Annotated in this window: 13 protein-coding genes; 7 read left to right on the top strand and 6 right to left on the bottom strand. The window is 35.3% G+C overall.

Annotation, left to right across the window (positions count from 1 at the left end; all coding sequences use genetic code 11):
* The first annotated feature begins 10 nt into the window (after window positions 1-10).
* From LN051_RS02100 to LN051_RS02090, 3 genes are all read left to right on the top strand, one after another.
* Window positions 11-862, top strand: coding sequence for a YdcF family protein (locus LN051_RS02100; protein WP_229292978.1), 852 nt, complete (start codon window positions 11-13; stop codon window positions 860-862).
* Between the two features lie 321 nt (window positions 863-1,183).
* Window positions 1,184-2,719: an AbgT family transporter gene (locus LN051_RS02095; protein ID WP_229292977.1), complete on the top strand. Its 1,536-nt coding sequence runs from the start codon at window positions 1,184-1,186 to the stop codon at window positions 2,717-2,719.
* Between the two features lie 129 nt (window positions 2,720-2,848).
* The gene (locus LN051_RS02090) at window positions 2,849-3,529 is read left to right on the top strand and encodes an ATP-binding cassette domain-containing protein (protein WP_229292976.1); all 681 of its coding nucleotides are present in this window, start codon (window positions 2,849-2,851) and stop codon (window positions 3,527-3,529) included.
* 876 nt (window positions 3,530-4,405) lie between these two features.
* Here the strand turns inward: LN051_RS02090 and LN051_RS02085 are convergent.
* The gene (locus tag LN051_RS02085; RefSeq protein WP_229292975.1) at window positions 4,406-5,077 is read right to left on the bottom strand and encodes an ABC transporter ATP-binding protein; all 672 of its coding nucleotides are present in this window, start codon (window positions 5,075-5,077) and stop codon (window positions 4,406-4,408) included.
* Window positions 5,077-6,138: an ABC transporter permease gene (locus LN051_RS02080; protein ID WP_229292974.1), complete on the bottom strand. Its 1,062-nt coding sequence runs from the start codon at window positions 6,136-6,138 to the stop codon at window positions 5,077-5,079. The genes LN051_RS02085 and LN051_RS02080 overlap by 1 nt, the downstream gene beginning before the upstream one ends.
* A gap of 178 nt (window positions 6,139-6,316) precedes the next feature.
* Here LN051_RS02080 and LN051_RS02075 point away from each other — a divergent pair, with 178 nt between their 5' ends.
* Window positions 6,317-6,994: a response regulator transcription factor gene (locus LN051_RS02075; protein ID WP_229293599.1), complete on the top strand. Its 678-nt coding sequence runs from the start codon at window positions 6,317-6,319 to the stop codon at window positions 6,992-6,994.
* Window positions 6,987-8,378 carry a sensor histidine kinase gene (locus tag LN051_RS02070; RefSeq protein ID WP_229292973.1) on the top strand — a complete coding sequence of 464 codons (1,392 nt, stop codon included), beginning with the start codon at window positions 6,987-6,989 and terminating at the stop codon, window positions 8,376-8,378. The genes LN051_RS02075 and LN051_RS02070 overlap by 8 nt, the downstream gene beginning before the upstream one ends.
* 78 nt (window positions 8,379-8,456) lie before the next feature.
* Here the strand turns inward: LN051_RS02070 and mqo are convergent, their stop codons facing one another.
* A complete protein-coding gene (gene mqo, locus LN051_RS02065; protein ID WP_229292972.1) occupies window positions 8,457-9,959 on the bottom strand; it encodes a malate dehydrogenase (quinone) in 1,503 nt (500 codons plus the stop codon).
* Window positions 9,960-10,247: 288 nt separating this feature from the next.
* On the opposite strand from mqo, the gene LN051_RS02060 reads away from it, so the two are divergent.
* Entirely contained in the window at window positions 10,248-11,411 is a 1,164-nt protein-coding gene (locus LN051_RS02060) for a glycosyltransferase family 4 protein (protein ID WP_229292971.1), read from the top strand.
* 56 nt (window positions 11,412-11,467) lie between these two features.
* Here the strand turns inward: LN051_RS02060 and LN051_RS02055 are convergent, their stop codons facing one another.
* The 3 genes from LN051_RS02055 to LN051_RS02045 all read right to left on the bottom strand — a co-directional run bounded on the left by LN051_RS02055 (window position 11,468) and on the right by LN051_RS02045 (window position 14,594).
* Complete coding sequence (locus LN051_RS02055; RefSeq protein ID WP_229292970.1) at window positions 11,468-13,069, bottom strand: L-lactate permease; 1,602 nt, start codon at window positions 13,067-13,069, stop codon at window positions 11,468-11,470.
* A gap of 262 nt (window positions 13,070-13,331) precedes the next feature.
* The gene (locus LN051_RS02050; RefSeq protein ID WP_229292969.1) at window positions 13,332-14,000 is read right to left on the bottom strand and encodes an LptM family lipoprotein; all 669 of its coding nucleotides are present in this window, start codon (window positions 13,998-14,000) and stop codon (window positions 13,332-13,334) included.
* A gap of 78 nt (window positions 14,001-14,078) precedes the next feature.
* Window positions 14,079-14,594, bottom strand: a complete 516-nt coding sequence (locus tag LN051_RS02045; protein WP_229292968.1) for a GNAT family N-acetyltransferase — start codon at window positions 14,592-14,594, stop codon at window positions 14,079-14,081.
* Between the two features lie 122 nt (window positions 14,595-14,716).
* On the opposite strand from LN051_RS02045, the gene LN051_RS02040 reads away from it, so the two are divergent.
* Complete coding sequence (locus LN051_RS02040) at window positions 14,717-15,700, top strand: acrylyl-CoA reductase family protein (RefSeq protein WP_229292967.1); 984 nt, start codon at window positions 14,717-14,719, stop codon at window positions 15,698-15,700.
* Window positions 15,701-15,713: the final 13 nt, after the last annotated feature.

Genomic DNA, 15,713 nt, shown 5'->3' with positions numbered 1-15,713 from the left:
GTTTTTTACGATGATACTTGTGCTTCATATGATTTTGGCTATAGGTTATCAACTTTCGTATCTTCACCCTTGGAGTCAATATGTGCTATGTATCATAGTGATGCTCTCTTTAGTTTGGATAACACGACACCATCTTTTCACCACTCAAGGTCGTATGTTTTTAGGGGATGTATTAAGTTTCACGCTAGTGATTAGCAGCTTATGTATCGGGGCATTTTGCGTTGCCACGCTCTTGCCTTCTTGGTGGTCTCTCCCATTTAGTTTATTAGGGCAGTTATCAATGGTCTTTTTAATGACTTGGCCTTTTTATTTATATTTCACGCATCTCATCTCTAAACGACCACCAAGTGACGCTACACATCAACTTATCATCTTAGGCGCTGGTATTTTCACAGAAGAAGTCACACCAATGTTAAAGTCTCGTCTAGATGCTGCACTTCACCTACAAACGCTCCATTCGAATACGTTTCAATTTATCGTTTCTGGAGGTCAAGGCCCTGATGAACCTATTTCAGAAGCATTGGCGATGCAACGTTATTTGATAAGTCGCGGTGTTCCTTCATCACATATTATTATGGAGGACCAGTCAACAAACACTGTCGAAAATTTAGTTTACTCTAAAAAGCACTTCAAAAACCCACGTGGTATCTGTGTGACAAGTGAGTTTCATGTTCTACGCGCATTAAAAATTGCACAACGACAAGGATTGACGTTAGTAGGTTTTGGCGCCCCTTCTCCACTCCATTTACGTGCACGTGCTTTAATTAAAGATTATTGTGGCCTTTTATTGCATCATTCAAGAACTTGGTGGATATTTAGCCTAATCGTCGTATATGTTAAGGCCTACCTCATTTTGTCATAAAATTTTAATTGATGAAAACAACAGACATAGTTAAAAGCATGATATGCATTGAACCTCATTTAAAATCAAGAAAAGGTTCATTTTGTATCATGCTTATTTGTGTTCGTCATTTTACCCTAAGCGTGTACCGTTAAAGTTTTTATACCTTTTATGAAATGATTACGTATTCAATTGCGTGTTTAGTTGGGGACTTTAAAAGGAAGATAAAATAACAAACTTTGGGGTTAGCCGTCAATCTACAAAAATCCATTGAACTAATGCATAAATTTAACGGATGAACGATTGTTAGCGCCTCGACACAATCCATTAGAGGGGGATGGGATGATGTCAAAATCACGAAAGTACACACTTATGACACGTTTTTTAAATTTGGTAGAAAAAACAGGCAATAAGTTGCCAGATCCTATTATTTTGTTTTTTAGTTTGTGCATTATTTTAGCGCTCATTACAGCCGTTGTATCTCAATTTGATACACACGTGAAGCATCCTGGTACGGGCGACGTCATAACTGTCAAAAATATTTTAAGTCATGATGGACTCGTCATGTTTTTAAATGATGCGATTAAAAATTTTTCCACGTTTCCTGCACTAGGTATCGTACTTGCTGTGATGCTTGGTATTGGTGTAGCTGAGAAAAGTGGCTATTTTGATACCTTGATGATTCACCTTGTGTCCATTGCACCTGAGAAAATCATTCTTCCTGTCATTATTTTTATAGGTATGATTGGGAATGTAGCAGGTGATGCAGCTCCTATTGTGCTTCCTCCGCTTGTCGCCATGATTTTTATGAAATTAGGTTATCATCCTGTCGCAGGATTGGCATTAGCTTATGCGTCTACTCTAGGCGGTTTTGCGGCAAATATTTTTATCGGTATGCAAGATGCATTAGTTTATGCGTTTACCGAGCCTTCCGCACATTTAATCGATAAAAACATTAAAATGAATGTGGCAATGAACTGGTATTTTATTGCCGCAAGTACATTCTTTTTACTTCCGATTTTGTGGTATGTCACAAAAAAGATTGTGATTCCACACTTAGGTCCCTATGATGCTTCACAATATACTCAAAGTATGCCACTAAAAAAAGCTACACTCACATCTAAAGAAACGCAAGCTGTACATTATGCGAATATAAGCTTTATAGGCACACTTCTTTTAATTGCACTTTTGGCCCTTCCTGAAAATAGTTGGCTTCGCAATGAGAAAACCGGAAGTTTAATTGAAGATGCCCCTTTAATGAATGGCATAGGCGTTATACTCATTCTCGTCTTTGTTATTCCTGGATTGGTATATGGCTTCAAAGCAGGAACCATTCAAAGCTCAAAAGATATAGGTCGCATGTTAACAGAAGCAATGGCTTCAATGGGAAATTTCATAGTAATTGTCTTTTTTGCTGCACAATTGCTTGCCTTTTTAACGTGGAGCAATTTAGGAATTTTTATAGCTGTTAAAGGTGCTGAAGCCTTACAACATCAAAATGGTGTCGTTTTAATTATTGGCTTACTCACATTAAGTGGTCTCATCAATTTATTGATTGGCAGTGCTTCTGCTAAATGGGCATTGTTAGGTCCAATATTTGTCCCTATGTTTCTGTTGCTCGGATTCCATCCTGCCTTTACACAAATGATTTATCGTGTCGGAGACTCTGTGACAAATCCTATTACACCAATGATTCCTTATTTACCTTTACTGCTCACTTACGCGCAAAAATATGATAAAACTATGAAGCTTGGCACATTAATTTCTAGTCTTATGCCCTACACGCTATTCTTAGCTGTTTTTTGGACGTTATTCCTACTCTTATGGTACTTTTTAGGGCTACCAGTAGGTCCAGGCGGTCCTATTTATCATAATTAATCTTAGCCACCCTTAAAATGGGTGGTTTCTAATTTAAATGAATAACTAAACCATTAATAGTGAATTTTAAGTTATAATAAAAATATAATCATAAGACGAGTTTTATTAATGTAATGAGGAGCGTATAATATGATAAAAGTTAGAAACCTCTATTTCAGCTTTGGTAAACAAAACATACTCAATGATATTTCTTTAAATATCAAACAAGAAAATAAAATAATTGGATTATTAGGGCCGAATGGAGCTGGAAAAACGACATTGTTCAACATTCTAACCAATTATTATCAAAAATTTCAAGGCGAAGTTAACAATAACGAATTCACCTATTTTTTATTACCAGATAGAGAATATATTCCAGGAAATTTAACTATCAAAAGTTGTCTAAAAGATTTTCAAAAATTATATGCTAATTTCAACAAAGATAGAGCTACAAGCATGTTAGAAAAATTGGACTTAGATTTTAATCAAAAAATATCAAATTTTTCAAAAGGTATGAAAGAGCAACTGCATTTAATTTTTTCTTTAGCACAGGATGTGGATTTATATGTTTTTGATGAACCATTAGCCGCAGTAGATCCTGTTACAAGAGATATTCTAATAGAGTTAATTAAAAATGGACGCAGAGAGAATAGTGTAGCAATTATTAGCACCCATTTAGTTCAAGATATGGATGAACTATTTAACGAGGTTATTATTATAAATCACGGCAAAATTAAGCTGCATGAAAATACTAAAAAGTTAATAGCAGAACATAATACTTCTTTGAATAATATTTATAAGGAGCGTGTGAAAATTGCTAACAATTACTAAATACATTGAAAAACGAATTATACCGCCATTTTTACTTGCTTTTTTAATAGAAATTATTTTTAAGATTTTGTTTCAAGTATGGTATGATAATAAATTAGATATGATTCATGGCGTTTGGATCATGATTTCTACGTCATTACTAGTAGTTTATTCTTTGTATGATATGTATACTTTAGTTTACTCTAGAAAACACTATTTTTACTATACAACGAGATATAATATTAAAACTATACTGCTTACGCACACTGTGTTATACATAGTTAATCACTTCATATTTTATTTATTGTATGTAGATTATGATCATTCGAATATATTCGGGAAGTTGGTTTCTTTAGTTAGCTTTTATGCTCTAAACTTAGCATTATTATTGATTTTTCGACTTATGGCTAATGTTAAAATAGGTGCCATACTTTATCTATTTGTATTAATGATTTTCACCTTAGCATACCCTGTATTATTTATATCAATTAATGAAAGTAAAGATCTGCTGAAACAGTTTATGATTGGCGCTGTAAATAGCGAAAATATCTATCAAATATATACAACCTTAATACCTATAACTGTTCTTAACGGAAGTAAGGATATATTAACGAACCATACACTACTAATTAACGGTATTGTTACAATATTTAGTTTCATATTATGTCTAATATTCAAAAGTAGAAAGTATAATTGGTAGAACAATAGTATTTAAGTAGAACTTATCAAACCAGACAAACGGCTCTGGTGCAATATTGAAAAACAAACTTCAAAACCGTTATATAATCTTTATTTGTATTAACTTGCAACATGATGCTCATTTCAAACTAGGACGACAAGTTGTAGATCTAAAACCATTAACTAAAAAGACGAGCCTTCAATTAAGGCCCGTCTTTTTTATTTACTTACAATTTTTCCATCATCTAGATAAAGCATGCGGTCTGCATAATCGAACAAACGCTCATCATGTGTAACCATAATACCAATTGTCCCTTTCGATTGAACCTGTGCTTTAATCATATCTACTACTTCAGTAGCACGCTTCGCATCTAAACTTGCTGTAGGTTCATCTGCTAATAACAATTTTGGTTGATTCATCCAAGCACGCATAATTGCAACACGCTGCTTTTCCCCACCAGATAACATGTGCGGATATGCATCTATGCGATGATTTAAACCGATGTCATCCAATAACTGCTTTGCACGTTTTTCTGCTTCTGCTTTTGACATTCCAGCTTCTTTTCCGACTAATATAAGTTGATCTTTCACTTTTAAATACGGTAATAAATGAGAAGATTGAAAGATAAAACCAATATCTTTTAATCTCTTGGATGTCAATGCTTTTTGCGATAACTGACTAAAATCTTCTCCATCCAAAATGATTTGACCTTCACTAGGCGAAAGTAAACCACCTATAATACTAAGAAGTGTGGATTTACCAGACCCTGAAGCACCATTTAATATGATAAATTCTCCAGGTTGAACTTCGAAATTAATGCCTTTTAAAACTTCTGTTTTTGCGTCACCTTTACCAAATGTTTTAATAAGATTATCAATTTTTAAACTCATTAATTGCCGCCTCCAATCGCTTCAATCGGATCTACTTTAAGTACACGTACAAGTGATAATAATGCACCTACAATCGCCACTACGATAAATACAACAACCATCAATATCATTAATTGTGATGTGAGATGGAATGGCATTGTGACTGGCATAAGTGTTGCTAATCCTGCAATTAACCCTAATGCAATGACAACACCTAACATAGTAACAAATAAAATTTGGAATAATAGCGAACCTAGTAAATGACTCGTTTTAATACCAATCGCTTTTAAAATTCCAATTTCTGACGTTTTTTGTATCGTCATAACATAGAAAAAGGCTGTAAGAACAATCGCTGTAATTACAAACAGACTCACAATCATCATGTTTAATGGTGCTTGTTCTGCTTGATAACTCGGTATGCCATCTGTTAAATCTGTTTTATTTACAATTTTCACATCTTTTATGTCATTTAATTTTTGTTGGTCTGATTTGCTAATGCCATTTAAAAAATACATCGATGTTGCAGATTGATCACCTGTGACATGATCTAATCCTTTATCTGTCACAATCGCTAAATCTGTATGGGCGTACATCGCATGATCAAAAAATCCAGATATTTTTAAAGTTTCATCTTTCCCTTTAATTTTTATAGTGTCCCCTATTTTTAAACCTTCACCTTCTAATTTGCTGTTTAGCGCCACTTCTTTATCATTTTGAGGCAAGTGCCCTGATTTTAAAGTCGGTTGCTCATTTTTCGGCATAGATGCAAATAGTAAGTCGCTGTTCGTACTTTTATATTCTGCAGTCGACATACTTACTTTTAAAGGCTTCGTTTTTACAATGTCGTCAATTTGTTTTTGAGCGTTTGGGTCAATGTTGGAACGCTGAATTTGATTATCCGAATCTTTTTGAACAAGAAATTGTTCTGATTTAAACTGATCTATCATCGAGACGTTTTCACGTGCCAAACCTTTTGCTAACCCTGAAATAAATAGCACCATACTCGCAAGCAATACGACGATAAACGTAATGAGTAAATATTTAAATTTGTAAAATTTTAACTCATTGAATGCGATTTTCATACTATAACTTCCCTTCTTTTGATATCGTAGTGTCATTATAAAAAGTGTTTGTGAACTGAATATGAACAAATGAAACAAAAATAAAAATCATGCTATTTTTTAGCATTCAAGAGAAGCTAAGATGTAATCATTTGGGTATGGTAAGATAGACTAAACTATTAAGAAAGGATGTGAGATGATGTCAGTGACCTGTTTAATCGTTGATGATGATCCTGAAATTTTAAACTACGTCGCGTCGCGTATCGAAAAAGAAGGCTATCATGCTATAAAGAAATCTAGCGGTGAAGCAGCAGAGGCATATGTCGAACATCATGATATTGATATTGCCATTGTTGATATTATGATGGATCAAATGGACGGTTTTGAATTATGCAAAATATTAAAATATGACTACAATTATCCTGTAATTATGCTTACCGCACGTGATGCATTAACAGATAAAGAACGCGCCTTTTTAGCGGGTACGGATGACTATGTAACCAAGCCTTTCGAAGTGACAGAACTCATTTTCCGTATTAAAGCCGTGTTACGACGCTATCAAATCCAAACAAATGTCCATTTAAACTTAGGGAATCTTGAAATTGACCAAACTCAACTCGAAGTAAAAGTGAATAATAAAGGGATGATTCTACCCAATAAAGAATTCGCTTTACTCAGTTTGCTCGTCTCTTATCCACGACAAGTATTTGAGCGAGAAGCATTAATCGAAAAAATATGGGGCTTTGACTACGATGGCGATACACGCACTGTCGATGTACACATTAAACGTTTACGTAAACGTTTAAAAAAATTAGGTGCAAATGTGCATATAGAAACTGTACGTGGCATAGGATATAAGGTGACAGACGATGCTTAAATCACTTTATTCACGCCTCGCTCTTTACACCATTACGGTCATGATTATTAGCTCCATTGCCAGTTTTTTATTAAGTAATATTTACTATCACTTTGAGTTAAAAGAAAAAAACGATGCTAAATTAATGACAACACTTCAACGTGCACACGATTATGATCGTGCGTCAAATGAAAAAGATTTAGATGCTTATTTTAAACTTTTAGGCAATCTCAATTACCAATTAAAGGTGTACGATGAAGCACATCATAGCCGCTTTTACGGTGAATCATTTCGAAAGGATAATTTAGAGGATAGCGCAGTGAATCAAGTATTAAGCGGCCAAAATTATCATGGGGTCAAAGAGCGACCTTTCAATCCTGTGATTACAGGCTTTTTTGATAATGAAACACGTAACACCGTTGGGACTTCGTTTCAAACGAACCACGGAAAGTATGCCGTATTTATGCGTCAAGATGTAGGACAATCACTAGGAGAATTTCGTATTTTTTTATTCGTCTTGCTCCTCTTACTCGTTCTATTTTCGATCGGTCTCGTTACTTGGTCCACATACTCTATCGTTAAACCCGTTAAACAATTAAAAATTGCCACACAACGTATGATGGATGGCGACTTTAAAACACCCATTCATAAAACACGCAAAGATGAAATCGGCATATTACAAGACCATTTTGATTCAATGAGACGGGCTTTAAAACAATTAGATGACATGCGCCAACACTTTGTTCAAAATGTGTCTCATGAAATTAAAACGCCATTGACGCACATTCATCAATTGCTAAGCCAACTTCAAACGGAGTCCTCTCAAACAAAACAATCACAATACATTGCTCAAATTTACGATGAGACGCACCGTTTAAGTCAGTTGACACGTCAGTTGTTACTCTTATCCGAAATAGACAACGACGATCATTTATCATTTGATGATACGGTTGAATTAAAGGCACTCGTTCTAGAAATCATTAAACACGAATCGTATGCGTTAGACCACAAAAATATCGTCTTGTTACACGATTTAGAACATGTTCACGTTCAAGGAAATGAACGTTTGTTAACACAAGCCATTGAAAATATTATTCGAAATGCCATCAAATATACAGATGACTATGGTATGATTGAAATACATTTAAATACTAACGATACACAGACTGAAGCGGTGCTCTCTGTCACAGATGACGGACCAGGCATGAGCAAAGCAACACAAGCACGTATTTTTGAAAGATTTTATAAATCGACTTCCCATACCGATAGTAATGGTTTAGGCTTAGCAATTACGCAAGATATTATTACACGCCATCATGGTCATATTTCTGTAAAAAGTGCACTTTCAGAAGGAGCTACATTCACTATCACTTTACCTTTAACATCAGTAAGTACTGACAGATAAAGACGCCTCTATATACATCAAAAAGCAGGCAAAACCAAAATACTTAGGTTTTGCCTGCTTTTTTGAATATCCTATTGATTAACTTAATAAACTACCTTCTTCATTAAGTTTTAATTGTTCGGAAATCTCATGATTTAATGACTTAAATAAGTCTACTTCATTTGTTAATTCTTTACCGAAGGATGGAATCATTTCTTTTACTTTTGGTTCCCAATGCTTAAAATCGTCTTTAAACGCACGTTGTAAAATGTCTAACATTACTGCTACTGCGGTAGATGCTCCTGGTGATGCACCTAACAACGCAGCTAACGTCCCATCTTGTGACGTAATCACTTCTGTACCAAATTGTAAAGTACCTTTTCCTTTTGCTTCCGTATCTTTAATCACTTGAACACGTTGACCCGCTACAACAACTTTCCAATCTTCTTCTTTAGCGTTAGGAATAAATTCACGCAATTCTTCTACACGCTCCGAATGGTTTAGCATCAGTTGTTGTATGAGATATTTCGTCAATCCCATTTCTTTTGCACCAGCTGCAAGCATCGTCGTTAAGTTATACGGTTTAACAGATTTCACTAAGTCAAAATATGATCCTGTTTTTAAAAATTTAGGCGAAAACCCTGCAAAAGGTCCAAATAAAAGCGCACGTGTGCCATCGATATAACGCGTATCTAAGTGTGGGACAGACATCGGTGGCGCACCAACTTTAGCTTTACCATAAACTTTGGCTTTATGTTGATTAACGATATCTTGATTTTTACATACTAAGAATAGACCACTTACTGGGAAGCCACCAATATGTTTAGATTCAGGGATATGCGTCTTTTGTAAAAGTGGCAAGCTCGCGCCTCCCGCACCGATAAATACAAATTTAGATTCTACTGTAAATGTTTTGTTTTCTTTTAAATCTTTAATTCTAATACGCCATGAGCCATCTTTATTTTGTTTTAAAGATTGAACCTCATGTTGATAATAAATTGCCCCTCCGTTACTTTCTAACTGATCCATTAATTGCTTTGTCAAGGCACCGAAATTAACATCTGTACCAGAGTCATCACGTGTCGCCGCAACGATTTCATCTTCTCGGCGCCCTTCCATCATCAACGGCACCCATTTTTTTAATGTCTCTCTATCTTTCGTGATTTCCATGCCACTGAACAATACATTTTCCTTGAGCGACTTTACACGTGCCTCAAGAAACGAGACATTTTTCTCTCCTGTTACAAAGCTCATATGAGGTACAGTTCGGATAAATGCGTCCGGCTTATTTAATTTGTTGTGCTTAACAAGATAAGACCAAAATTGTTTTGAAATTTGGAATTGTTCATTAACCTTGATGGCTTTTTTAATATCCATCGTGCCGTCTGGCATTTCATTTGTGTAGTTCAATTCGCATAATGCTGAATGCCCGGTTCCAGCATTATTCCAAACATTAGAACTTTCCTTACCACAGCTGTCTAACCTTTCAAATACGTTGATGTCCCATTCTGGTTGCAATTCTTTTAATAATACACCTAATGTCGCGCTCATAATGCCTCCGCCAATAAGCACAACATCTGTCTTGTTATGTAAATTGTCCACAACAATCCAGCCCCCTTTTGATTATCATCAAGTTTTGAATCTTAGTTGCCATTCGTTACGTACAGATGCTTCCTTAGGTCATTCTTTCACGTAATGAATGATTCTAACTATTTATGATCATTATGACCATTTTACCATGTGTTACTTTCATTATATACCTATTGGGAATAATAAAAAAGATGTGCCCCTTATTAAATACCTTCTCATACAATTTAATTACGCTTTATTATCGCTTCTAAATTTATGCATGATATAATTAAAACAAATTTACAAATTGAGGGATGCGTCATGAAGTCTATTACATTTCTAATGCATAATATATATGCTGTAGGTGGAACCGTAAAAACGATTACCAATTTAGCGAATCAGTTGGTACGCCAAGGCCATCGAGTTACAATTATTTCTGTTTTTCGCAATCAACTAGAGCCTTATTTCCCCTTAGATTCACATGTACGTGTACAATCACTTGTTAATTACCAAATAAAAATACAAAATGTTGTGCCTTTATTTGCCAATCGCATTCGTAAATATACGCCGCTTCTCAAACCGAAAACACTAACCCAACACGAACCAGGTATAAAACAATACTCAAGTTACATTGAGAAGAAAATCATCCGTGCAATCCAAAATAACGATAGCGATATTTTGGTTGGTACGCGTGCCAGCCATAATATGTTGATTTCTAAATTTGCTAGCCCTCATCAAAAAACTATAGGGATGGAACATATGAACTTTGATGCCCATTCAGATGACTTAAAAGCTGAAATCATCAATAGTTATCAAAATTTAACCGCTATTACGACACTTACAGAAACCGATCAACACCGATATCAAGCCTACCTCAATACACCTGTATACGTCGTATCAAATATGTTAGCTGAAAAACGACTCAAATTAATGAAAAAAAATACGATTATTGCAGCAGGTCGCTTTGAATATGAAAAAGGCTTCGATTTATTAATTGAAGCCGCCTATCATATTCAAAATGATTTGAGAGATTATGGTTTTACAATTGATATTTATGGCGATGGTAAAGAGAAAGAAGCCCTTTCTCAACTTATTGGTTATGCAGGGCTTCAAGATCTCATCTTTTTAAAACCGACCACCAATCAACTTAGTTCATTTATTGCGATGAGCAAGATTACGATTGTGCCATCGCGAAATGAAGGCTTCGGTATGACGATACTTGAAGCGATGAATCAAGGCAGTATCGTCATTAGTTTTGATGGCAATACTGGTCCAGAATCACTCATTACGCATGGTAAAAATGGTTTCCTCGTTCCAGCTAAAGACACACATAAATTAGCACAACAAATGCTTGAAGTGATTGAAATGGGTCATGCAGGACAAGCCCTTCCCGTCCTTAGTCAAGGCTATCAGACCGTCAATCATTACTCACCAGAACATATCTATTCACAGTTTAAGCGTGCGATTGACGCTATCATGACATAAAAATACAAAAGGCTGAAATGTTGAAAAACAAAACATTTCAGCCTTTTTCATTATTACTAACTTAAAAAGTAGGATAAGATGAGTGTCCAAATACAGAAGAAAACAAGTAGTCCTACACTGTATTTCAGCGTCATTTTTAATAGCACTGACTCTTGACCTACTTCTTTAACTGCTGCTGTTGCAATCGCAATAGATTGTGGTGAAATCAATTTTGCAATTGCTCCCCCTGCTGTATTAGCGCCGACAAGTAATGCGCCACTTGTACCCACTTGTGGTGCTACCGAAGCTTGAATCGGAGCAAATAAGACGTTGTTATTCACAACTGAACCAGTCATAAATACACCTATCCAACCAAGTATTGGAGACAAGAATGGGAAGATTGCGCCTGTTTTGGCGATTGCTTGACCCATCGCACTTGTTAAACCACCATAAGTTGTCAATTTAGCAATTGCTAAAATAAAACAAATCGTTAAAATTGGTAACCATAATTCTTTAAATGTTTCACCTAAAAGATTCAATGCTTCTTTAAAGTTTACTTTTTTAGAAAGTAAGATTGTAACCACACCTGCGATGAGTAATGCCATACCCGTTTGAGCGATAAGGTTAAATGTTAACATAATCGGTTGGTGTGTCACATCATTCATAGTTCCAGGAATTGGAAATTGAATGTTTAAGAATGACAGCCCGCCACCTTCAAGGAATAAACCTTTAAAGGACTTAGAACTCCAAATTAATACTAAAATAGTTAAAATAAAGAATGGACTCCATGCATATAAAATCGTTTTAAATGCGTGACGCTTCGTTTCTTGTACTTCATTTTCATTAAGTCTAAAAATATTTTTGGGTTGGAATTTTTTAGAGAATAAAGCTAATGCGCCCATCGCTGCAAGTGGTGGAATAATGTCTACAAGCTCTGGCCCTAAAAATTGATTAAAAATCACTTGTAATACTACGAATGGAATAACCATCACTAAGATAGCTGGGAATGTTTCTTTAATTCCTTTAAAACCGTCAATTATAAATACTAATAAAAATGGTGTCACAATACTTAATAATGGTAAGCTCAAGTTTAATGCTTGAGAAACACTTAATGCTGTAATACCTCCCGGTAAATTAAGTGTATCTACAACACCAACCGGAATACCAATCGCACCATATGCTCCTGCTGCACCGTTAGCTACGAGACAAAGCATAGCGGCTTGTAAAGGTTTAAAGCCAAGTTGAATTAATAAAACTGCACAAATAGCGATAGGTACACCGAAGCCTGCAACACCTTCTAAAAATGCATTAAAAGCAAAGCCAATTAATAATAACTGAATACGTTGGTCTCTCGAAATGGACGTAATACTGTCTTGAATGATCGCAAATTGTCCAGTAGCTGTAGTTAATTTATATAACCAAACAGCCATCATAACGATAAAACCTATCGGTAAAATACCTTGATAGAATCCTTCAGCAATACCTCCCGTTACAATACCTACTGGAAGTTTAAAGACAACTAACGTGAGAACAATCGTAACTGCTAGCGTCGTTATCGCTGCATATATACCTTTCATTTTAAATAATGTTAAACATAGTAAAAATAATATGATGGGGATACTTGCAATTAATGCAGAAATTGCAAGGTTGTGAAATGGATCATAACTGTGAACTAACATCCTTAATCATCTTCCTTTGTTTTATATTTAAGTCTATCCTTACTTACCTATGTGAATTATTTCACATTTAAAATATACCATTCGTTTGTATACAATTCAATAGATGAACGTGATTTTTTATATACCTTTTACACTAATATTAACCAATGATTATACATTCTTTTTTGTTTTCTAAAACTTTATGTATTCTCTTTAATAAAAAAGCTGACTTCAAATAACATGAAATCAGCTCTATTTTAAATGCATACAAATTAAACCTTAATTATTGACGATATGCTGGATCGACAATTTTAGAATTACCTAATTGGTCGACAGTTACAATCATATACGTTCCAGGTTGTGATTGATTGAGAAAACTAAAGATGTAACGATAGTTTCCACCTTCACCTTGGATCGCATAATCATTATATGGATTTTGTTGCCCATTCAATGATGTTGCTTCACGTTGAGCAGCATCTAAAGAAGTTTGGAAATTTGGAAGTTGTTTCAACGCTTGCTGTTGATCTACTGGGTTACGCGCAAGGTTTTGTGCTACAGGAACAACATTTTGGCCTTGGTAAGGTGGTACGTATTTGCTACCTTGATTAGGACCATTGGTTCCTGGATTTGAACCATTGGCTTCTGGATTATTTTCTGCTTGTTGTGATGATGCGTTATCCGAGTTTTGCGTATTGTGCGTTCCATTAGAATTCGTGTTGTTTTCATTTGTGTTATCGGAAGTTGCATTACTTTGGTCGTTTTTCTCATTTGATTTTGAATCTTCAGTCGTCGCTTTGTCTTTGTTATCTTTAGATTTCGAATGATCATTAGACTGTTTTTCTTCTGTTTTTGACGAAGGTTCGTCTTTTTTCGTCTTCTCATCATCACCCGTATTACCACATGCAGCTAAAACAAGAGAAATCATCATAAAACTTGCTAACCATTTTTTCATGACATTGTGCCTCCTTTTTTTAAACAAATTACTTTCACAAAGATTATAACATTTTTTTATACAATAAAACGATTGATATCATAATCTCAATTCCATCATCCAATCTATATCCACTTGTTCCCCTACTTTAAATGCATGTTCGCCTACTTTAATAAGCCCTTGTTTTTTATAAAATGCAATCGCTGATGTATTCTCAGACCATACTCCGAGCCATAAGCGCTTTTTGTTCAATGTTTTTGCAATTTGAATCGCCTGTTCAAAAGCAAATTGTCCTAACTTTAATCCTTGGTACTGTTTAAACAAATAGAGCCGTTGTAATTCTACATATTCTGAACTGAATGGCTCTGTCTGCGCATCTTCTATATTCATTTTAAAATAACCCGCAATATGCGCTTGATACACTATAAAATAAAATATAGAATTGGGATTTTGAATTTCCTCAGTTAGTTTTTCTATAGACAATTCTTCCTCTAAATATTGATTAAATAAATGTGGCTGATAATCTTCTTCATAAGTTTCTCTAAATGTCTTTATACTCACTTTTCTTAACATCGTTACGTCTTTAGGTTCAACTTTTTTAATTTCACAATGCATTCTTCAACCTCCTCCTTCCGCTTTTTTCTAACTATATTCGAATCTGTTTAACGTTGTAACATCGTTGTCATTCCTCTTCTCTCATGATAAAGTGTGAAAGAAAAAAACGAGAGGAGTTGCTTATGACACATTCATTTAAAGCTTATGTTGTAGAAGAAGCCAATGGAAAAGTTTCTGGAAGTTTCAAATCTTTAACGATTGACGACCTTCCGGAAGGCGATGTTACAATTCGTGTTCATTACTCTAGTTTAAATTACAAAGATATGTTAGCTGCCCAAGATCACAATAAAATCATTCATAAACATCCTATAATCCCAGGGATAGATTTAGCTGGTGAAGTGATTGAATCTCATCACCCTTCTTTTAAAAAAGGAGATGAAGTGATTGGAACAGGATATGATTTAGGTGTTTCTCACTCAGGTGGATTCAGTGAAGTTGCACGCGTTAACGGAGATTGGCTCGTCCCACTTCCAAAAGGATTAACACTTGAAGAAGCCATGATTATTGGCACAGCTGGTTTTACTGCTGCAATTTCCATACAATTACTCGAAGATAACAAAATCACCGCAGGCGGTGGCCCCGTTTGTGTCCGAGGCGCAACCGGAGGCGTAGGTATACTTGCTACTATGATGTTATCTACGTTGAACTATCAAGTAACGGCGAGCTCTGGTCAGACAGAACAACATGAATGGCTCCAACAACTGGGGGCACACCATGTCGTTGGTCGTTTTGAGCAAACGACAGACAAACCGCTTCAAAAAGGAGAATGGCAAGCGATTATTGACCCAGTAGGTGGCGAAACGGTTGGGGAATGTTTGAAACACATTCAACCACATGGCGCATTGGCACTAAGCGGCAATGTGAGTGGCGTCAACTTTCAAAGCTCTGTCTTCCCATTCATTTTACGTGGCGTCAAATTATTAGGTGCTGATTCGGTACGCTTCCCAATGAAACATCGATTATTGTTGTGGCGTCGATTGGCTACAGATCTCAAGCCTCAACAATTACATGACATTAAAACCGTCGTTCCTTTCGATCAAATAGAAACTTACATTCACGCGCTTGAACAAAATAAAGTACATGGACGCATAGTACTTAAAATGTAAATAACGTCGTAAA

It is taken from the genome of Staphylococcus ratti (genome assembly GCF_020883535.1).
In the GTDB taxonomy this organism is placed as follows: Bacteria; Bacillota; Bacilli; order Staphylococcales; family Staphylococcaceae; genus Staphylococcus; species Staphylococcus ratti.
Note: the sequence above shows the minus strand (reverse complement) of the source record. Positions and strands in the feature narration are given on the sequence as shown.